A 19,603-nucleotide genomic window follows, 5' to 3' on the forward strand; every position below is an offset into this window, starting at 1 on the left:
TATAGATTATTTGGAAATTGCGCTACGGCACACTCAAGAGTCAAGCCCCCCTGTTTTTCCGGTTGTCCACATTAAGTGCTAATTGACTAATCAATATTCAGTCGTTTCTTTTTCAGGAGTGTCAGTATCTGCTCAAATGAAATATGATGCAATTCAAGTAAAGATTCGATCTGGTCATAGCTCATCACCTCTACACCATATTCTTTGGCAATCTTCCGAGTTTTGGCAGATAACTGCTTTGCATTAGTCAAAAACAACAGATGTGAAATTGATTTGCCTACACCGTTTTCATACTTGAGCTTGGCCGTGTAAACCTCAGTAACAGCCCTGTAGCCATCATAACTGGCATTTTTGGTGTGTTTGCATTGCAATAAATAACCGCATGAATCTGCAAGGATGACAGCATCGGCACCATAATCAGCCCCGGTTTTAGTCAACCAGCAACTGCTTGCATTCAGGCTTTTTGCCATCAGCAGGCCACAAAGTGCTTCAAACTGTTCCCAGGATATTTTCAGCAGGTCGTCAGGTGTAATGCGGTGGCCTGGCGTAAATACGTTGGAACCAAACCCCGGCGGAGTCGGTATAACCTGTTCGGTGGTAACAACAGCATCTTTTAAGGACGTTTTCTTGCTCAACAGCTTGTGCAGGTTAGCGTCAAACGATTCAAACTCCGGGTGATGTAAAATAGGCACGTAAATATTCACGTCTTTTTGTTGGCCAATCCGGTAAACACGATCGGTAGCCTGAGCTTCTTTGGCCGGGTTCCAGTGCCGCTCAAAATGGATCACATTGTTGGCACCCACTACAGTCAAGCCAACACCGGCGGCTACTGGAGACATAATAATGATGTTGAAGCCATTGACTGCCTCAAAATCAGTAATCATGCTTTTACGGGTTGGCACTAAAGCCCGCTTAGCCACAGCCTTAGCGTCGCCATTAATAACCGATAACGGTCCCAACCCAAACCATGAGCCCAAAGCCAGACTTAAAAACGCCTGAAGCCGTTTATTAACGGAAAAAATGATGCATTTCTCTTTACGCTGTTTAATTTGCTCTAGCGTTTCAATCAGGCTTTTCATTTTGGCGGATTCACCAAAAAGGTTCAGCAGCTCTTTTTTATGATTAGGAACATCAAGCCGTCCCTGGTCAGCTAACCGTGGATGGAGTGATACATCACGAAGCCGCTGTAAGCAGGCCAGGACCTGATTGCCTTCTGCTTCAACCTGCAACCCAAGAGTTGCGTTATAACTATCCAGCTGGAGACCGGTCATTTCAGTTTTCAGTAAATCCATGAAAGACCAGTCGTCACCTTCAATACCCACAAAAATAGTTTTTTGGGGTAAGCCTTCCAACTCGTCTTCTTTCACTCGCCTTAACATGAAAGAGCCGACTTTCAACCTGAGGTCACGGCCAACCCTTGCTCTGACTTCTTCAATTTCATCACCTGCTGCTCGCAGAATAGGGGTAACATACTCTGCTCTGAATGATTGATAACTGCCCAAATGACCAGGGCAAGCTGTATCCATCAAACACCAGAAATCAGCCAGACTGTTTTCTACAGGCGTACCCGTGGCGATCAGCTTGAAATCAGCTTTAAGACCTTTAGCTGCACGGGTCTGCAGGGCATTGGGGTTTTTTATATTTTGTGCTTCATCAAAAACTACCATGCCCCAGTCAATTTGACACAAGGAAAACTGATAGTCCCGCAGTGTCTGGTAGGTGGTAATCACCAGTCTTTCTGGCATGTCCAGACGATCATGACCAAAGTTCTTGCCTATATTCAGGGAGTATTTAATATCTGCCTGACCATCATCGAAAATAGTCTTTTCTGAACTAAGGTTTTGGTTCCTGATTTCAACTCCGCCTGAGCGATAAGTATTCAAATCCCCAGCAGATTGAAGAATCACAATTGACTTGAACGGTGAGCCAGTGAATGTTTTATCGACTTCATCTTTCCAGTTTTCCAATACACTCAAAGGGGCAACAATCAGTGCTGGTTTTTTTGTCGAGCTGTCAGGAGTATTTTTATATATCTGGTCAATAGCTGAAAGAGCCATAAACGTCTTGCCCAGGCCCATATCATCCGCGAGCAGGCCACCATCACTATTCTTGTTCAACCCTGCAATCCATTGCACACCAATCAATTGGTGGGGGAAAGGTTGTCTGGCGTAGTTTGACCAATCGAGTTTTTCAGCAGGATAGGGAATATCACTGATAGCTTTATTTACTGATGGTGAGGACGCTTGTAAGTCTTCATCGTTAAGCTCAATATCCACAACCGCAGGAACATCGTATTCCAGTTCATTATCAGAGTTTTCACTCTGATCAGTGGGCTCATCATCCAATGCTTCATCCGAATCCTCTTTATCTGCCCCCTCCTGAATACGCTTCTCAATCTTGTCTAAGGCTTGTGCAACAGCTTCTGTTGAGGATATATCGTAGGATTTTCCCTGAAAGTTTATTTCCTGAGCCCCTGTTTTCCGGGCATTTTCAATATCGCCTTTCAGTTTATTGAGTGTATCCTGATCCTCAACCTGTTCGGCTAATTTACTGGCAGGCAACACTTCTGAACCAGAAGAAGATCGCCCAAACCAGTCAATACCAGCACCGTCCGTTTCTCCAAAATAAGCATGTTTAAACGCTGTTGCGCCTTTAACCCGGAGAGAAAAACCAAGGTCGAGATCAACCAGGCTGGCATCGATAAACGCCGTAGGATTTTTAATGAAATCTTGAACTTTGTTCTTGGGAACTGTGCGGTTATTCAGTATTTCATGAACGGCTTTTAGCTTCTGCTCGTCAAACAGAATGATTTCGTCATCTACTCGCAGTGCGGTGGCTTTGTCAGAGTGTAGCTGTCCCAAGACCCTGTCAATTCTTTCCGGACTGGCACTTTGCCCCATGAAGGGCGTTAAAATCAGATTACCGTTAGTATCCAGCTCTGCTTTTATTGAGATGGAGTCCGGTGCCTTGATTTCTTTTTTGTCATTATCAAAATGGCCAAGATTAATTTTGGCTCCAATGCTTTGACCTTTCTGTAAGGCCAGCAGTAGTTTCAGATTGTCATACTCTGATTTTTCCGATGCTTCGTGAGCATCATAAGCACCGAAAATTAACTGCTGAGCAGGGGTGAGAATATACTGTTGTTTTTCGGTAAAACGGAGTAACGGCCCGACAATTTTGAAAGATTGCGTTAGTTGACCATTAGCTGTTTCTACTTTCAGGCTGACCCCGAAGTTTGAGCCACTGGTCACTCCTTTTATATCGGCCTGGATATGCCCCTGCCATTGCTCGGGCAACCCCAGAAGCTCACGATGCTCTTCATCCAGCTGAACGGCGATTTCGGTAGGAACAATAAATCCGTTTGGTATTTTTTCAGCATCACCCTGCTCAACCAGCATAGTCAGGGCAATATGCTGATGGGTAATCCAGACATCAGCGTTCCCTGTAGGGATTTTTTCCGAATTCACTGTTGTTGTAGAAAAATTTAAACCTTCAAAATCAGCTTCAAAGCGATAGTTTTCTGCGGAGCCGGAAAGTCCCCGTAATCTATTCAGCCATCCTTTGATCATTGTCACATCACTCCGAATCGACGCTTGAAGCTTTGATAATCCTGTGGCGATAAAACATCCTGTGGACTAACATGGATGCCAATACGTCTGAGGGTTTCTATCGCTTGCCGCTGCCAATGGAAATTGCTGGGATTATGCGTAATATTGGCTTCTGCACGGCAACCCAGTCTCTCCATATGTCTATTTAACCCACTCGTCAGATTGTCGTAACTTACAGACGTCCTTGCATGATCAAAAACCAGTGCAGTCTCATGTAAGTCGCGGTAGATCCACAAATAGCAACTATGACTGCCTTCCACCATATGAGCTTGCCCGTTAGCCAGCTGAACATAGATCAGCGATTTATCACCGTTACTCACCCGGGAATAAGCAGGCAAATGCTCCTTCTTGTAGTTCATTTTCAGATATTGCTCGGCACCGCGTGAAAGATAAAGCCGGGTATGCCCAACCAGCTCTTTATCGTCCAAACCCTCAAGAAATTTTTTCCGGGATGGGAACATCCTGCGTAACTCTTCTTTACCTGGCAGGTTTGAAAAGTCCTCAAGTGCTTCAAGAAACAAACGTAAGTCCAGTTTTGATAACCAACCCTGAACCACTCGATGAAGGCTGCTATCCAGCTGACTCCACCACTTCTGATATCGTGGATGAGTTTTGGGAACTCTGGGGTCTCCTGCTATTGCGATGACTACTTGAAGCCAGCTGTCATGGACATTGGTGTTTTGCGCGCGGGTTATCAGGGTTTCAAGAATCTTATGACCCAGAAGATAGCGACTGTCATAAGGTGCTTCATAGACAGATGGCTTCTGAACTTCCTGCAAAATTCTATGGGGTTCATTAACTGGGATGGTTTTTAGCTGCTCAACAAAGTAAATATTGTTGGCAACGGTCATAAATCGTCCGGAAACGTAGTTACCTAGCCCAATATGCTGCACTTGATTGTGAAATTCTCTCTGCTCTTTTATGGCTTGCTGAGCCACCCATTGAGGGCCATTTTCCCCTAAAAGATGATTATGGAAATCTTTTTTCAAATTACGTTTTGGCAGGGCATTAAGCAGCCAGCGGGCGACCATTTGATAATCGCCAAGCCGGTCATACATTTTCAAAAAGTGCTGGTAAAGACTCTCAATAAACAAGGTTGTTGGCGTGGGTCTCAGCTCGTCAATATTATCCAGCAATGGCTGTGTAATTCGGATATCTGGCCCGATTTTCGTACTAAAAGCCAGTGCCAAAGCTCTTACCTTGATTGGCTCATCCATCACAAGATAAAGATCACGACCTCCTCTCACACAGTTTAAGACATCGGCAAAAGCCTTCTCGAACTTGACATTACCAGTGCCCGCTCTGGTGGCAAGCTGGCTTAACTCAACCTGTAATTTTTTTATGGTTTCCAGCCGACCACCAAAAGGTTTATCGGGTAATGAAAATGGCAGTTGTCCAATATTAAGTCTCATCGGTCTGAAATTTTCTCCAGCTCGGAAATAGACGGACGTTTTATTGTAAAGCGCAGGTCGATACGACGATTGTGACTGCGTTGTTCACGAGTAGTCTCCACAGCCTGTACCCGTCGTGAGGCCGCATAACCGCTGACAGAAAATAGCTTCTGATTAAACGCATTAGTCATATCGTTGAAGCGAGGTTGCTGCTCCAGATGCTCTTCCCAGAATTCCCAGAGTGAAATAGCCCGGTATGATGACAGCCCCCAGTTACCTTTGATTCTTGGAGAGCGCAGGCTATCGGTATGACCTTCAATAAACACCGTGTCCAGGTACTCAAAGCGTTTAAAGTTATAATCCCTGTCATCAAAAGGCTTATCGATGGCGTTGTGCAATGCATTACCGATAGCGATAATATTTGCCTGTACGTCAGGATCTGTGGGTATGTCGTAGCTATTGGACGCAAAGGTCAACGTACTTTCCGGAATACGCAAGACTGTATCATTGTCGGTGATCTGAACAAGAATATTTTGTCTTTCCAGCTCATCTCTGATTTCGTAGAGTATTTCCCGCCGGGCTTTTTCTGCGTTTCTCAGCTCTTCAATATCTTGCTGGATGATTTTCTGGGTTTGGGTCAGCTCTATAATAAGAGCAATCGCCGCCAGAATAAAAACAACCAGTAAGGCTGACATTAAGTCGGAAAAGGAGAGCCAGTAAGGGTTCTCCTCGTCAATTTGAACCGGCTGTGTTCCAAATCGTCGTTTCATATCAGCGGCCAGTCTTACCCTGAATTTCGTCTACTACGCTGGAGAGCGATTTAGCCAGACTGTTCATCTGGGTTGTATATTGAGTTGTTCCTTCAGCCCAGACGTTCAAATGACGTTCTGTCTGGCTGTTTGCTCGTTCAGCGTAATCATTAAGAAGCCGGGTCATATGATCAGCTAACTCCTTAACATTTTTATTTAGCCCACTCAGGTAAGCATTTTGATGGCTGGTCATGTTGTCGAAGGTATTATCCGCTATCTCAACAATATCATTCATTTTCTCAATAACATCATGCAGCCGGGCGGTATCCTGACGTAACTGACCACGCAGTTGTTCCATCTTCTCACTGCTGAGCTGATTTTGCTGGGCAAGATCATTAGTACTTTCTACTGCGCTGGTAACAGCGCCCGAGAGCTGATTACCCGCCTCTCTGATATGGGAACCAAACAAATTCATGCTGCTGGCCGCAGAATTTAACTCGGTGGCTGTGGCTTTCATGCTTGATGAAGCTTCAGCACTGGCACGAACAGAGGTTTCAATACTGGTTTGGAGGGCTCTGCCTTGTTCAAGCAGCTGACTGGATGCGTTCATTTGAGTTTGAAGACCCCGTTCAACACGTTCCATCAGTTTTTCTGTGCCAGCTTTCATGGCAGTGGTCTGTTCAACAAAAATACGGTTGCTTTCTGTTTCCCGTTCGGCGGCACTCTGCTGGTGGGTTGCAAAGGTTTGACTGACTGCCCCCAGTTTGCTGTCCACAAATTCAGCCATGGCTTGATTTTGCTCTTTAGCGTTGGAGACAAGGGCGTCCACCTGAGTAGAGATTTTTTCAACCAGGGCCTGCTCCCGTTGTTGTGCTGCCTCTTCCCGCCGGTTGTATTCCGTGGTCATATTGCCAAGCTGCTCATTGACAAATCCGGTAAGCATCCGCTTTTGTTCATCACCCTGTTCAACCAGCTGTGAGACTTGCCGGGAGATGGTATTAACCAGTTCTATTTCTCGTTCACCAGAGGCATTTTGTGACGCTTCCAGTCTACTGATAAAGTCGGACATGGACGTATTCAAACCATCCAGGGCAGCATTCACTTTTTCGGAAGTCTGGTTCATGACTACACGCTGTTGAGTGCCTTGTTCACCAAACCTGTCCATGAATTTTTCAACCAGGCTTTCCAGTGCTTTCTGGTTGCCATCCGAGGTTTCATCGACCAGCTTATTGATAGCGGGTGCCATGATTTTTTCCAGGCTCTCTTCTAAGCCTGTTTGAATATTCGTGCTGACCTGAAGCAAGGATTCCTGCATTTTCTCGCCAATCTTTTCAGCCAGACCCTGTAAACTTTCCCGGGATTGTTTGCTGTCATCAGCAATCCGTTGCAGCTGGTTTTCGGCAGTGATATGGGGGAATAACTTATCGATACGGTTCTGAAGTTCGGAGACCTTGGAGCGGGCAATTCGCTCTATCCATTTTTCGATAAAATTAAAAAGTACACTTAGCGCCACACCCCAGACCGAGGTCATAAAGGCAAACTTGGCACCGTTAATAACTCCGGCAATGCCGCCCTTCATTTCTTCAATGGATACATCACCGGCGATATTGAGCTCCGATAAACCCAGCTGCAACCCCACAAAGGTACCGATAACGCCCAGGGCAGTGAGAAATCCGGGCACTGCCGCCAGCAACCGGCTTTCGGTGATACCGGCAGCCAGAGTAGAGTTGTTGAAAAAATAGGCGGCGTCATATGTGTTATAAAGATTAACCCTGCCCAAGTGTTGGTCTTCAATCAGGGTTTCATCAAATTCCAGCCAGAGATGACCAGCTTCATGCTTGGTTTCCTGTGCTTTTTCGATCAATTCCTGCCGGTTCCTGGCAATGGATTCTGATGTGTGTCCTTTTAACAGATCGTTAATCCACTCAATCCGCTGACGAGCTAAAAATACCTGTCGCAGGGAAATCAACAAGAACAGAACGGTTAAACCCAGCAGTACCGCCACAAACCAGGCACTGAGTTCGGCTCCGGTATTGGGGAATCCGTTAAGAATAGTGTCGAACTCGGGCATTAACTGCCCGAGGTTTAAAGTGTTGTAAGTATCGGACGCCATACAATATTTCCTAAGATAGTTCCCGTCCCAAAACGCATAGGCCAAATCACATTGAATTTACCGTACCAGTAATAGCCATCCTGATAATCCATATTTTGGCTCGCTGTTTCTTCTTTCCTGAATTAACGTAAGAGAGAAAAGCCAAAAATGTCTGCAGTAACCCACTTTCACCACCAAAATAGCGTAATCATTTGATTTTGAAGCATATATTCTATTCGAATATATGGTTGGCACGATATTTAATCGTTTAAAATCAAAATATTACCAAGGGGTGGTGAAGGTCGGGCAGTAAACATCATTCCGAAGCTCAGGTGACGCCTGATGTTCTACGAAATAGTCTCCGAGTAGTAGAGGGCGTTACCACCAATGGCACGGATTCAGGTAGGAAGACTTGATATGCACCACTTGTTTTACAAGGTGCAAAGTACGCATATATCGAAACAGCCCATGTAGCCTTGCTACCAAGTACGGAGCAGGTTGCTTTAAGTATGCCAAACTTATCTAGCCAGACAGCGACGTATATAAAAATTCTGACATTCTAGCATGCAAAACCCACTCATTATACTGTCGTAAATCACAGTTGGGGCTGGACAATTACTGACACCAATTCACATTAATTATATTTAATGGCTTCGGGCATGATAACCTGAACGGTTGGAAAATAGCGGGTAAAGCGCCCTTTGTCGCGACTGATAAGGGGCCAGCTGCATACTGCAGCCTGGGCACCAATGTAGAAGTCCGGCAATACACCGGTTTTTGTACCACCCCGTTTCTTGTATTGCACAAAGGCTTTGGCGGCCAGAAACAAGGTCTCATGGTTCAGTGATTGTTCGCTGATACTCAGGCTGCTTAATAGCTGCAGAACGACAGCGGGAGATTCCATTCCTGCACAGAGTTCAGAAAAAACAATGGGGTTTATTACTGGGCTATGGGTCTTCGAAAGGTGACGGAACTGATCTTTAGACCAGTTATGCCAGCGACTTTCCCGATCCAGAATATCCAATATTACACAGGTGTCTATAAGCAGATTGGGCATCAGCGATCATCCCTCAGCAGTTTCATCAGCTCGTCAGCGCCCATGGACAAACTGAAATCGTCGGCGGCTTTTTCTACCGGGTCGGAATACTTAACGTCAACTTTCTGAACCACGATTTCACCACGGTCATTCTCCAGAAAGCTGACCCGGTCACCGGGCTTAAGACCAAGGCTTTTGCGGATATTGGCGGGTATGGTGACCTGCCCCTGCGTGGTCAGTTTCATCATGGTATTTGATCGCTCTGAAATAACTTAATAAGTATTAAATTAATAGTTAATAATATATCACTAAGCAAATTTTCACTTTCAGACATCAGCACTGGCACACCATTTCAATGAGCTTGATGCGAACAATCTTCGCTCAGGAAACCACTTCCATGACCAAGAGCCAGATGCTGATGCAGGCCGGTTTTTATACTGGCCCAGGCCAAAAGTCTGCCACAGTACGCTGTTCAGCTGATGGGCTAATGGCCGCCTGAGCTAACAATAAAAACGCCGGTTGCAGGAATGTACCGGCGTTTTTTTGCCCTGCGGGTTTGCTTCTGCTCTGCGCTCTATGCCCCGGTATACAATCTCCGTTCACCCTGAGCGCCCTTCGGCTCCGCTCAGGACGAACGGAGTTTGGGAGTCATTGATAGAGGAAACCTATCAATGACATTGAAACCGTCTACTGGTTATCAGTGCAAACAACACTTCTTGAATTTTTTGCCGCTGCCACAGGGGCAGGGATCATTTCTGCCAACACCGGCGGGTGATGAAGTAAACGTCGATGCTCGCTGAGACTGTTCACCCTGCTTTGGTGCTGTCTGATTGATCACCATATTCTCCAGGTTGGTTAACAGCTCGTTGCCCTCTCCGGAATAGCAGCTCAACTGCCTTAATGCCGCCACAGCATCGTCCAGATAGCAGTAGAACTCACCTTCCTGCTTCATCACTGACTTATTAATCACTTCCGGCGCAACACCGCAGCGTAATTTCAGTTCGTCCAGGGTGATGTAATAGGTATCCGCCCACTCTTTTTCGTAGAGGTCTTTCAGGGCCATCATAAAAGACTCGGGCTGGGTGTTGTAGCAGGCCTGGACCCAGGCATTCCACACCTGATTTTTTTCCTGCTCAAGACCGTACTCATACAGCTGATGCAGATAGGTCGTCAACACCTGAAGCTCCAGGTCTCCCTGTTGATAACGGACCACCAGGGCTCCCAGTGCGGCATCCCGGACATATTCATCAATGCTGGTGTTTTCAATAATGGACTGCAGTGGGCGAATATCGCCGGGACATACAGTGGCAAAAATCTGGCTCAGGCGATCACAAACCACTTCATCAAAGTCATCACCAATCGCCACATTCTGTTCAGAACTCATGGAGCTGAACAGATCAACAACAATGGGCCACGCCGCTGGCTCACGAAACTGCGTTAACAGATAAAGGGCATGAAGTGCCAGACGGCTTTTTGCCGATGAGCTGCTGCGCTGACCACGTATTTTCACCGCTTCCAGCGCCTGCAGAAGCATGGGAGTGATCTCCTGCCGATGCTCTGTGGCCTCTCTTAAGGCTGGCAGAGGCAACTCACTGGAAACCCGGGAGAGGCTTTGTTTCAGTCTGGAGAGATCCTCGGTAGAAAGGGGCATAACCAGTTAATCCAACGTATTCAATAAATTGGCCGCTAGGATAGACCTTCACGGTGTTAAGATACAGCCCTTGAAGGGTTTGCCCGGTTATTCCTGATGGCAGCTTCCCATAAGCCTTTTTTTGATGGACCCTCCGGATTTTTTTGATGCTCCCAACATCATCTCACCCCAGCTGTCCGATAATTTCCACCTGAAGATCATCAGGGATCTCCTGAAACGACAATATTGTTAATGAGCGGTATTGCGCGATGCGGCTGTATCGGGAAAGCAGAGGCCAGAGCTGGGGTGAAACCAGCAGTACGGGTTCTACCTGTTGGTTATGGGCCTGACTGACCAACTCCGGAATATTATTCTGCAATTGCATCGACAGGCCGGGCTCGATAACGAAAGACTCTTCTGAAAACTGTGGATCCCGTCTGGCCTGCTCTCTGGCCATCAACAACATTTTTTCCAGTTCGTGCGACAGGGTAAACACAACAAGCTGTTCCGGCAGAACCTGATGATTGATCAGTGGGTCGATAATCTGTCGTCGTAAGGTGATACGAACCAGACTCAGTAGGGTCAGAATATCCTGCTGTGGCCCTGAAGCAGCCAGTAATGTAGCGGCAACGCGTGGGCTGTCAGCAATCGAAATATTATCAGCCAGCAGTCGCTTGAGAACCTGCATCAATAGGCCCGGAGGCAGTTTATCCGGAACCAGTTCGTCGCATAGCTTCGGTGAGATTTGTCGGAGATGGGTCAGCCACCCCTGAGTCTCTTCGAACCCGAAGAGATCATCGATATGATTTTCGATCATTCTGCCGACATGGGTGGTAATCACGGTGGCACAGTCAACCACGGTATAGCCGGCCTGTAATGATGCCTCCCGTTCAGTCACTGGAATCCAGTAAGACGTCAACCCATAACAGGGGTCTTTGACCGGAGGATCATAAGGCAGAGGCCGGGCATTCTCCATGGCAATGGCCAGTAGTTGATCCAGGTGCAGTTTAAAATGGTCAACGGCAACATTATGCAGCTGAATAGAATAACTGTCCGGGTCCAGATTCAGGTTATCGCGTATATGAATCATTGGTACCAGAAAGCCGTATTTTTCCGACAATTCCCGTCTCAGGTGCCTGATCTGACTGGCCAATTCACCTTTGGTTACATGACTGGTTACATGATTCGCAGCGTTCTGACTCAGCAGTGATATCACACGATAGCCAATATTCAGGCCAATGGGGTCAACGATCGATATATCCTGCCATGTGAGTCGCTCCTTTGATGCCACGCCACTTTTATCACCTTTGCCAGCCAGTGCATTTTTCCGTTCAGTCGCTCTTTCCAGGGATATACGTCGATAGATAAACAACATCATCAGTAAGCCCGGTATAACAAAGGCCACATGAGGCATACCCGGTACCAGACCAATCACAACCAATACAGCAGCAGCGACCATCAACGCCCTGGGTTGTCCGATAATTTCCTGTTGAACCTGCTGGTTCATGTCCACAGCCCCGGATATACGGGTCACCATAATGGCGGCGGCGGTGGATAGCAGCAGTGAAGGGATCTGGGCCACCAGCCCGTCACCAATAGTCATCAGTCCATAAAGCTGCACGGCTTCGGTACCACTCATGTCATATTGCCAGACGCCAATGCTCACACCGCCCAGAATATTGATGAGCAAAATCATCAACCCGGCAATGGCATCACCACGGACAAATTTGCTGGCACCGTCCATAGCCCCGTAAAAATCAGCTTCACGGGTAATATCTTCCCGTTTCACCCTGGCTTCATTGTGGTCAATCACGCCGGAGTTCAGATCCGCATCAATGGCCATTTGCTTGCCTGGCATCGAATCGAGCACAAAACGGGCAGTCACTTCCGATATACGACTGCCACCTTTGGTAATAACCACAAAGTTGACGATCACCAGAATCAGGAAAACCAGTAAACCAACAAAATAATTACCGGCAATCACCACGCTGCCAAAAGCTTCAATCACCTTGCCTGCCGCATAGGGTCCATTATGACCATTGATCAGCACCACCCGTGTTGAGGCAATATTCAGGGCCAGCCGCAGCAGAGTGGCAACCAGCAACAGTGTCGGGAACAGGGAAAAATCCAGGGGGCGGTTTATGTAAATGGTAAGAATCAGCAGAATCAACGACAGGGTAATATTAAAACTGAACAGGAAGTCCAGTAGAAATGGCGGAATAGGCAGCATTAGCATGGCCAGAACCACCAGCAATAGCAGCGGTGTCGCCAATAAGGAAGCCTTTGAAGGAGTCGGCAGGAACAAGCCGGTACTGCTCATTATGGATTTCCTGTGCTTGATGAATGCTGATATTTTTCAGGTATCTGTATATTGGGTGAGCTGGGACAGAAGGTACTTTGGTGAGTGCGATAACGATCAAGTTGATAAAGGTAGACCATGATTTTTGCCACCGCCTGATACAAATCCGGGGCAATTTCCTGGTCAATGTCAGTATGATAATACAGGGCCCGGGTCAGCATGGGCTGAATCAGTACCGGCTTGCCCGCCGAGCGCCCGATACTGATAATCAGTTCTGCCATATGATCAACCCCCCGGGCCACCAGCACTGGAGCCCGATAACTGTCCGGCTGGTATTTCAATACCACCGCAAAATGGCCCGGATTGGTCAGCACAAGATCTGCACCGGGGATAGCATCCAGCATTTTTTTGCGCGTCACTGCGGCCAGTTTTTGCCGTGTCTGTCGAATCCTCTGCCGGGTTTGTGGTGAGCCATCTTCGTTCTTCAGATTGTCTTTGACTTGTTGTCGTGTAAGAAGCTGTTGTTTCTGAAGGCGGTGTTTTTGCCACACAACATCACCAGCGGCAATGACCATAAGTACACCCGATAATGCCAGTCCGGTGGACAATAACAGCGTTAGTGCCCGGGTTGCGGCCATCGGCACAGGGTAGTTACGCAGTGCCATGATTTCTGGCAATCGGTAGCGGATAATCAAAAAAAGCGCCACGGCTAATAACAGGGTTTTTAATGATGCCCGCACCACCTCAGCCAGCCCCTGAACAGAACAGATCCGCTTCAACCCTGCCACCGGATTTATCCGCCGGGCTTTTGCTGCCACGATGGTCACACTGAAGATAAAGGGGCCGGAAATCAGGGCACCAGCGGTGACACTGACTACAATCACCAGGGACATGGTGATCATGACCGACGGAAATACGGAAAATGCCGTCTGCAGACTGTCCATGATTGATGCGTGGGCTCCGGAGGCATCACTCAATGGTGCGTCAACCTGTGCCAGCATGGCTATAACGGTGTCGATCTGATCAAAATAACGGGAATGGCCAAGCAGTAAAAAAATGGCCAGGGTCTGCATGGCAATCATCAGATCTCTTGACCGGGAGACCTGCCCCTCTTGCAGGGCTTTCTTTTTCTGCCGCTCACTGGGTTGCTCCGTGGGTTCACTGCCCTGTTCTTGCTGTTCGGAATTCATCACTTAACCAGAAAGGAGAAACCCAAGAGTCTTCAATGCATAGTGGATGTGCTGTTCGACCACATAAGGCACCTGCAGTATATTAAGGCTCAACAGTACGATTCCGACCAGAACAATCATGGGGAAACCGAGGGTTAACAGATTCATCTGTGGTGCTGATCGTGTCATGAAACCAAAGGTGAGATTGACAATCAGCAGACAGACAATAGCGGGAAGAGCAATAAGCAGCCCGGCTCCGAACATCCAGCCAGCCATGGTGATCAGGGCTGGTACTCGGTCGATAATCATCAGAAAATGCCCGATGGGTAATGCATGAAAGCTGTTAATAACCACCATAAAGAACAGCAGGTGGCCATTGATCAGAACAAAAAGAAGCTGAGCCATAACCTGATAGATACGGGCAACCACGGTAACACTGATGCCATTGGCAGGGTCGCTCAGCTCTGCAAATCCCAGCGCCATCTGCAGGCCGGTTAAATGCCCTGCGAGGGTAAACACGCTGAAATAGATCAGTAATACCGCGCCAAATAACAGTCCGGTAATAAACTCAGAACAGGCCGCAAGGACAAGGCTCAGTGACAGATCGGTAGTCATTGCAGATGACAGTTGCAACATGACGGCCACAGACAGTGCTAAAGCCAGCAGTAAGCGTGCTGAGAGAGGTAACCACTCCCGGGTCAGCGGACAGGTCATGACAAATCCGGAAATACGACAGAACACCAGCAAATAAAGCACAATCTGATGTGACAGCTCAGAAAGTGCCATAATGCTCACTGGCTATTCACAATGGCAACAAAAAAGTCATTAAAGATGGCACTTAATTCCTGAACCAGCCAATGCATTGACAGTGACAGCGTTAACAATGTGATAAGTAACCGGGGCAGAAAGCTCAGGGTTTGTTCGGTTACCTGGGTTGCCGCCTGGATAATGCTGATCAGCAGGCCCACCAGAAGACCGGGAGCAATCAGCACCAGAGCCATCCAGGAAACACTCCGCAACGCACTGGCAAACATGTAGACCGCATCATCAGGTGACATTTATGTATCCCGCGTCGTAAAAAACATGTTGTAAGGAACTGCCCTGAAATAACTTCCACATTTCTACTCTACAGACGCTACCCGCTACCCGAAAAGCCGTAACCGCTTGTGCTCTTGCGGGAAGCGGGCGGCGAGCTTTTCCCAAACAGCCTCTCAGGTAGAAAAGCTCCTGATAGTACCAGCCATAATAAGACCCCAGCCATCCACCAGAACGAACAGCAACAGTTTAAAGGGCAGAGAGATCAACATCGGCGAGAGCATAATCATGCCCAGTGCCATAAGAATACTGGCAACCAGCAGGTCAATAACCAGAAATGGCAACAGGATCATCAGCCCCATCTGCAGGCTGGTTTTAATTTCACTGCTTAAAAAAGCCGGCATCAGTACAGAAAACGGAATATTCTCTGGTACCACATCCGGTTTACCGCCGCTGTCGTCGACAGGAGAAATTTCACCGGCTAATACTAAAAATTGCTCCATATCGACCTTTCGGGTTTGCTTCAGCATAAACTGATGCAGCGGCAGTCCCGCGACTTCTATCGCTTCCCGAAATGGCATTCGCTCTGCCAGGTAGGGTTCCACTGCCTGTTCCCGGATCTCGTTAAATACCGGTTTCATAATGAATGCCGTCAGGATCAGTGCTGCGGCAATCAGAATCCGGGTAGGTGGTGTTTGCTGCAGCCCAAGAGCCTGACGAAGTATGGCCAGAACAATCAATACCCGGGTAAAGCTGGTGGTTACCATCAGCAGCCCGGGGAGAAAAGCCAGTGCCGTCAATATTAAAAAAATCTGCAGGTTAACCGTGTAATCCTGCTGGTTATCACCGGAGGTGACGGATAACAACGGCAACTGAAGCGATGCCTCGGATACTGCGGGTAAAATCAGCAGCGTGACGGGTATCCAGAGAAGGCGGACATAAACAGGAATACCTGAAACACCGGACAAAAGATCAATATCAGAGGATTTCCAGAATGCGCAGGCCATAATACTCCCCTGTCCGAACGACTTCGCCACGGGCAAATAATACCCCGTTAATCAAGACATCCAGAGGGTCATATTCCCGACGGTTCAGACTGACGACAGACCCTTGTTGCAGGCTGAGAATATCGGCAATGGTCATACGTTTGCTGCCGACATTCAGGGTCATAGTGACTTCTACAGACTCGACAAGCCCCAGGTTGGACGAAGTAAGCCTGGCCAGAGGCTGTTCATCAGGTTGTTCATGGGAATCGGGCTCTGCATTGTCTGCTGTCACTGGTTCCGCACGACCATCTTCTAACGACTCTGACGTCTTATGGTCTGCTTCATTATGATCATACTCTTCAGGAACGCCTGCTGATTTGTCGGCCTCAACCTCATTCACAGGCTGTTCATCAGAGCCACTCAACCCGGGTTGATCAGAAGATTCATACGGCAAGACTTCTCTTGTAGTGTACGATGATTCTGGATTAGTAACCGCTGAGGGCTTTTCATCAGCTGAGGGCTTTTCATCAGCTGAGGGCTCTTCATCAGCTGAGGGCTCTTCATCAGCTAAGGGCTCTTCATCAGCTAAGGGCTTTTCATCAACTGATGATCTTAAGTCGTTCACTGACTGTTCTCTCCTCTTAAACACTCATTGATTCGCACGGTAAGGTGACCTCTATGCTGCCCTGTAGTTCCTCGAAACAGGAGAGAGTTCTCCACGCTTATATGTGACTTTCCTGGATGGGGTATCGATAGAACATCACCAACTTTCAGATCACATAATTTGCTCATCGGCAAAAACAGTGGCTCAAGATCAACAGTAATATCAACTTCGATTTTGCCAAGAAACCGCATGATACGATCCCGGCATGACGGCTTTGAACACGTTTCCCTGTCAGCCATTGAACCCTGCTCTACCATGGCACTGGTAAAAGCATTGACCGGGGTATAGAAGCAAACAGGGACTAACCATGGCGAGTCAGCGTAAGCCGGGTCATGAAACTCAAGATCAAACTGATTCAGCAGACAGTCATCCGTGAATAACACGGGGGTTATCCGTGATCCCCCCATCCATTGAGCGCCCATCCGTTCAGCCAAAGAAGAAAAGCCAGTATCTGATACTGAGCAATAAGCCGCACAAAGCGCCATCCAGACCTCTGCCAGCGCACTGGCCACCTGATCCAGAAGTTGTTTGCCAATTCTTGTGAACTCTCTGGTAAAAGCCGGGGGAGAACCGTCAGCTAAAGAGCCGCCAGATGAAGAGCCGTCAGGTGCATAATCCTCAGCCCCGGAAGCCAGCGAAGACAGGCTGCCACCAAAGCAGAGGACCGTCAGAAAGTCCGGCAGCTGCGGATCTAACAGTAAGAATGCAAAGCTGGATTCACGGCAAATTGCCTTGGAAAAATGCTGATCACCAAACGGCAGCTGAAAACGGTAGAGTGTTTGTCTGGGCAACTGCTGTAATTGTTTAATCGTCGTATAAACATCACCATTGAAGTGACAGCGGGCACCAATCATCGGGCTGTCTATAATTTCCTCCAAAGCCTTCAGCATCTGCTCAGGACATGACTGTGAAAGCGTCTCCAGCTTCTTTGTCATGTGCAATACCGAAGGGGACATCTGATGCAGATAACTTCGCTGCAAAAGCCCCGAATCACTGCTGCTATTCGCCACACTGCTATTCGCCAAATTGTGCTCCACACCACGACCCGGGGAACTAAACTCTGTAGAAGGCATTCGATACTTTCCCGTCAGCAGCCTCCTGAAAAAGTAGTTCATACTGTTTTTTTTTCCATCCTGCCGGACAGAACCCTGTGATATGAATGTGCTATGAAACAGATTAGTTTTTTACTGTCATTACTGCTTACTAACCCTGTTTTCCTGATAACCCGGGCATTATTGTTGATGCTGCTTCATTCGCCAGTCTCTGCCAGCCTCTATTCTGCCAGCCTCTATGATGTAGTGATGGATGATGTTGACTGGCAACTACATGAAAAAAAACACTTTAAATGTCGTTTATATCAGAAGGTGCCGTTATTTGGCGGCGTTGCCATTATCGCTGAAGCGGGACACCAGCAGGCTATTGAGCTGGAAACCTCGCTGTTCCCAACACGGCCGGAATCAGTAGAGGTCTGGATCAGGCCCCAGCCATGGGGGCGCAATCATTCCTCGAAATATTCCTCTAAAGACTCTTTCGAAAGCGCATCAGACGAAAGCACACCAGGCAGATACGGCCAAAAACTCCAGATTACTGATTATTATTTGTCCGATAATGTTCCGGTGAAAGGTCTTGAACTGAAACTGCAACTGCCTGTCAGGCAGTTGCTTGACCTGCTTGACAGTCGCAGTTATCTCTCGGTTTATATGGTTAAAAAATCGTCGGAAAACAGCAGTAATGCCATTGAAGTCAGAATTCCCACGGTGGGTATGTTGCCAGCGATGGAAAAAATGTCAGACTGCATAACCAGCCTGCTGCCCAGAAACTTCCAGCAGTTGCATCAATACAATCTTCATTATGCCCTCGGAGAGTTTTTATTAAATAAATATCAACGACAGTGGTTATTGGATACTGCACGCTATGTAGCGGTGGATAAAAGCATCAGCGAAATTACCATTGACGGCAATAGTGATAATACGCCCTTCACGGGCAGCGATGAGACCATTGACCGATTACAAAATCTGGAGCTGTCAAAAAAACGTGCTGATGCTGTGCGCAACCAGTTGGATCAATACCTGAAGGACGCCAGGATTGCCCGGCCTGTCAAGGTCATTACCCGTTACCATGGCGAACGCTACCCTGTCGCCAACAATGCGACTGCTGCCGGACGATATAAAAACAGACGGGTTGAGGTTACCCTTGTGAGAGATACCATCACTGGCCCGATGGAAGAATCTGAAGATTCTCTGCCTCATTAATCATGGCAAGTACCAGTAAACAATCTATCTTTAAGAGGGTTCAAAACTGAACCGGTTATCAGAACATTTTTTAAACATTGCTTTTAAACATCGTGTTGAGTGTATTGAAGTAATAAGCGACGGCTCAAGTATGCGAGTAAATTATCAATGCCCAATCCAGTAATATTGTCTTTGGACAGTGCGTTTCAGGCAGGTTCTCTGTCGGAGTTCATGCCAATCCCCATCAATGCCAGCGCTCAGCAACCTGATTCTTTTCATCGGGTCTTTGCCACCCTGTTGAACCATACCAACAATACCCAGCTGCAAGCAGAGCAGCACATGACTGAACTGGAAGCGGGGCAGGATAATCTGATTGAGACGGTGATGTCGATTCAAAAAGCGAGCCAGACCATGAGTATGCTGATACAGGTCAGAAATCGTATCGTTGAAGGATATCATGAAACCTTTAATCAGCAGATTTAATCAAGCAGTCGTCTATTAAGGATTTGTCCCGGAACAGCTTCATCATTTTACTCAGTCTGGGAAAGGTCGCTGCCCGCAAAAGCGCAAGCGGTTACGGCTTTTCGGGCAGCGGGTGGCAGGCAGCGGGGAGCGTCCGTACAGGAACTATTCCTGAGTAGCCAAAGATATTCGATCCCCCATGGCCAACTACTTATTACATATACCCTGAGATTGTCGTGAAAATACAGGCC

16 protein-coding genes are annotated in these 19,603 nt (G+C 47.5%); 2 read left to right on the forward strand and 14 right to left on the reverse strand.

Annotation, left to right across the window (positions count from 1 at the left end; genetic code table 11):
• Positions 1–86: 86 nt before the first annotated feature.
• The 14 genes from ACO6UY_RS16875 to ACO6UY_RS16940 all read right to left on the reverse strand — a co-directional run bounded on the left by ACO6UY_RS16875 (position 87) and on the right by ACO6UY_RS16940 (position 17,732).
• Complete coding sequence (locus ACO6UY_RS16875) at positions 87–3,569, reverse strand: SNF2-related protein (RefSeq protein WP_422490705.1); 3,483 nt, start codon at positions 3,567–3,569, stop codon at positions 87–89.
• Between the two features lie 2 nt (positions 3,570–3,571).
• Positions 3,572–5,020, reverse strand: coding sequence for an EH signature domain-containing protein (locus ACO6UY_RS16880; RefSeq protein ID WP_422447099.1), 1,449 nt, complete (start codon positions 5,018–5,020; stop codon positions 3,572–3,574).
• Positions 5,017–5,769 (reverse strand): OmpA/MotB family protein, encoded by a 753-nt coding sequence (locus ACO6UY_RS16885; RefSeq protein ID WP_422447101.1) that lies wholly within the window; start codon positions 5,767–5,769, stop codon positions 5,017–5,019. The genes ACO6UY_RS16880 and ACO6UY_RS16885 overlap by 4 nt, the downstream gene beginning before the upstream one ends.
• Position 5,770: 1 nt before the next feature.
• Positions 5,771–7,861: an anti-phage ZorAB system protein ZorA gene (gene zorA, locus ACO6UY_RS16890; protein WP_422447103.1), complete on the reverse strand. Its 2,091-nt coding sequence runs from the start codon at positions 7,859–7,861 to the stop codon at positions 5,771–5,773.
• Between the two features lie 613 nt (positions 7,862–8,474).
• Positions 8,475–8,897 (reverse strand): type II toxin-antitoxin system VapC family toxin, encoded by a 423-nt coding sequence (locus tag ACO6UY_RS16895; RefSeq protein ID WP_422447105.1) that lies wholly within the window; start codon positions 8,895–8,897, stop codon positions 8,475–8,477.
• Positions 8,897–9,124 (reverse strand): AbrB/MazE/SpoVT family DNA-binding domain-containing protein, encoded by a 228-nt coding sequence (locus ACO6UY_RS16900; protein WP_422447107.1) that lies wholly within the window; start codon positions 9,122–9,124, stop codon positions 8,897–8,899. Before ACO6UY_RS16900 ends, ACO6UY_RS16895 begins: the two co-directional genes overlap by 1 nt.
• Positions 9,125–9,573: 449 nt before the next feature.
• Positions 9,574–10,527 carry a DUF1186 domain-containing protein gene (locus ACO6UY_RS16905; RefSeq protein ID WP_422447109.1) on the reverse strand — a complete coding sequence of 318 codons (954 nt, stop codon included), beginning with the start codon at positions 10,525–10,527 and terminating at the stop codon, positions 9,574–9,576.
• A gap of 163 nt (positions 10,528–10,690) precedes the next feature.
• Positions 10,691–12,826: a flagellar biosynthesis protein FlhA gene (locus ACO6UY_RS16910; protein ID WP_422447111.1), complete on the reverse strand. Its 2,136-nt coding sequence runs from the start codon at positions 12,824–12,826 to the stop codon at positions 10,691–10,693.
• Positions 12,826–13,995, reverse strand: coding sequence for an EscU/YscU/HrcU family type III secretion system export apparatus switch protein (locus ACO6UY_RS16915; protein WP_422463456.1), 1,170 nt, complete (start codon positions 13,993–13,995; stop codon positions 12,826–12,828). Before ACO6UY_RS16915 ends, ACO6UY_RS16910 begins: the two co-directional genes overlap by 1 nt.
• Before the next feature lie 3 nt (positions 13,996–13,998).
• A complete protein-coding gene (gene fliR / locus ACO6UY_RS16920) occupies positions 13,999–14,760 on the reverse strand; it encodes a flagellar biosynthetic protein FliR (protein ID WP_422447115.1) in 762 nt (253 codons plus the stop codon).
• A gap of 5 nt (positions 14,761–14,765) precedes the next feature.
• The gene (locus tag ACO6UY_RS16925; RefSeq protein WP_422447117.1) at positions 14,766–15,032 is read right to left on the reverse strand and encodes a flagellar biosynthetic protein FliQ; all 267 of its coding nucleotides are present in this window, start codon (positions 15,030–15,032) and stop codon (positions 14,766–14,768) included.
• Positions 15,033–15,185: 153 nt separating this feature from the next.
• On the reverse strand, positions 15,186–16,016 hold the full coding sequence (fliP, locus tag ACO6UY_RS16930; RefSeq protein WP_422447119.1) for a flagellar type III secretion system pore protein FliP: 831 nt from the start codon (positions 16,014–16,016) through the stop codon (positions 15,186–15,188).
• Positions 15,988–16,620, reverse strand: a complete 633-nt coding sequence (locus tag ACO6UY_RS16935; RefSeq protein WP_422463454.1) for a FliM/FliN family flagellar motor switch protein — start codon at positions 16,618–16,620, stop codon at positions 15,988–15,990. Before ACO6UY_RS16935 ends, fliP begins: the two co-directional genes overlap by 29 nt.
• Entirely contained in the window at positions 16,617–17,732 is a 1,116-nt protein-coding gene (locus tag ACO6UY_RS16940; RefSeq protein ID WP_422463452.1) for a FliM/FliN family flagellar motor switch protein, read from the reverse strand. The genes ACO6UY_RS16935 and ACO6UY_RS16940 overlap by 4 nt, the downstream gene beginning before the upstream one ends.
• Before the next feature lie 93 nt (positions 17,733–17,825).
• On the opposite strand from ACO6UY_RS16940, the gene ACO6UY_RS16945 reads away from it, so the two are divergent.
• Together ACO6UY_RS16945 and fliE are read left to right on the forward strand one after the other, a co-directional pair.
• Positions 17,826–18,911 (forward strand): OmpA family protein, encoded by a 1,086-nt coding sequence (locus ACO6UY_RS16945; protein WP_422447125.1) that lies wholly within the window; start codon positions 17,826–17,828, stop codon positions 18,909–18,911.
• A 147-nt stretch (positions 18,912–19,058) separates the two neighbouring features.
• A complete protein-coding gene (gene fliE, locus ACO6UY_RS16950) occupies positions 19,059–19,373 on the forward strand; it encodes a flagellar hook-basal body complex protein FliE (protein ID WP_422447127.1) in 315 nt (104 codons plus the stop codon).
• Positions 19,374–19,603 lie beyond the last annotated feature (230 nt).

The organism is Endozoicomonas sp. ALE010 (assembly GCF_049310165.1).
GTDB lineage: Bacteria > Pseudomonadota > Gammaproteobacteria > Pseudomonadales > Endozoicomonadaceae > Endozoicomonas.

What these genes read in the sequence shown, in the direction of transcription:
- fliE (WP_422447127.1), top strand. Translation starts at nt 19,059, where the DNA reads ATGCCCAATCCAGTAATATTGTCTTTGGACAGTGCGTTTCAGGCAGGT.
- zorA (WP_422447103.1), bottom strand. Translation starts at nt 7,861, where the DNA reads ATGGCGTCCGATACTTACAACACTTTAAACCTCGGGCAGTTAATGCCC.
- ACO6UY_RS16885 (WP_422447101.1), bottom strand. Translation starts at nt 5,769, where the DNA reads ATGAAACGACGATTTGGAACACAGCCGGTTCAAATTGACGAGGAGAAC.
- fliP (WP_422447119.1), bottom strand. Translation starts at nt 16,016, where the DNA reads ATGGCCTGCGCATTCTGGAAATCCTCTGATATTGATCTTTTGTCCGGT.
- ACO6UY_RS16940 (WP_422463452.1), bottom strand. Translation starts at nt 17,732, where the DNA reads ATGCCTTCTACAGAGTTTAGTTCCCCGGGTCGTGGTGTGGAGCACAAT.
- fliR (WP_422447115.1), bottom strand. Translation starts at nt 14,760, where the DNA reads ATGGCACTTTCTGAGCTGTCACATCAGATTGTGCTTTATTTGCTGGTG.
- ACO6UY_RS16905 (WP_422447109.1), bottom strand. Translation starts at nt 10,527, where the DNA reads ATGCCCCTTTCTACCGAGGATCTCTCCAGACTGAAACAAAGCCTCTCC.
- ACO6UY_RS16900 (WP_422447107.1), bottom strand. Translation starts at nt 9,124, where the DNA reads ATGATGAAACTGACCACGCAGGGGCAGGTCACCATACCCGCCAATATC.
- ACO6UY_RS16945 (WP_422447125.1), top strand. Translation starts at nt 17,826, where the DNA reads ATGAAACAGATTAGTTTTTTACTGTCATTACTGCTTACTAACCCTGTT.
- ACO6UY_RS16895 (WP_422447105.1), bottom strand. Translation starts at nt 8,897, where the DNA reads ATGCCCAATCTGCTTATAGACACCTGTGTAATATTGGATATTCTGGAT.
- ACO6UY_RS16875 (WP_422490705.1), bottom strand. Translation starts at nt 3,569, where the DNA reads ATGATCAAAGGATGGCTGAATAGATTACGGGGACTTTCCGGCTCCGCA.
- ACO6UY_RS16910 (WP_422447111.1), bottom strand. Translation starts at nt 12,826, where the DNA reads ATGAGCAGTACCGGCTTGTTCCTGCCGACTCCTTCAAAGGCTTCCTTA.
- ACO6UY_RS16915 (WP_422463456.1), bottom strand. Translation starts at nt 13,995, where the DNA reads ATGAATTCCGAACAGCAAGAACAGGGCAGTGAACCCACGGAGCAACCC.
- ACO6UY_RS16925 (WP_422447117.1), bottom strand. Translation starts at nt 15,032, where the DNA reads ATGTCACCTGATGATGCGGTCTACATGTTTGCCAGTGCGTTGCGGAGT.
- ACO6UY_RS16880 (WP_422447099.1), bottom strand. Translation starts at nt 5,020, where the DNA reads ATGAGACTTAATATTGGACAACTGCCATTTTCATTACCCGATAAACCT.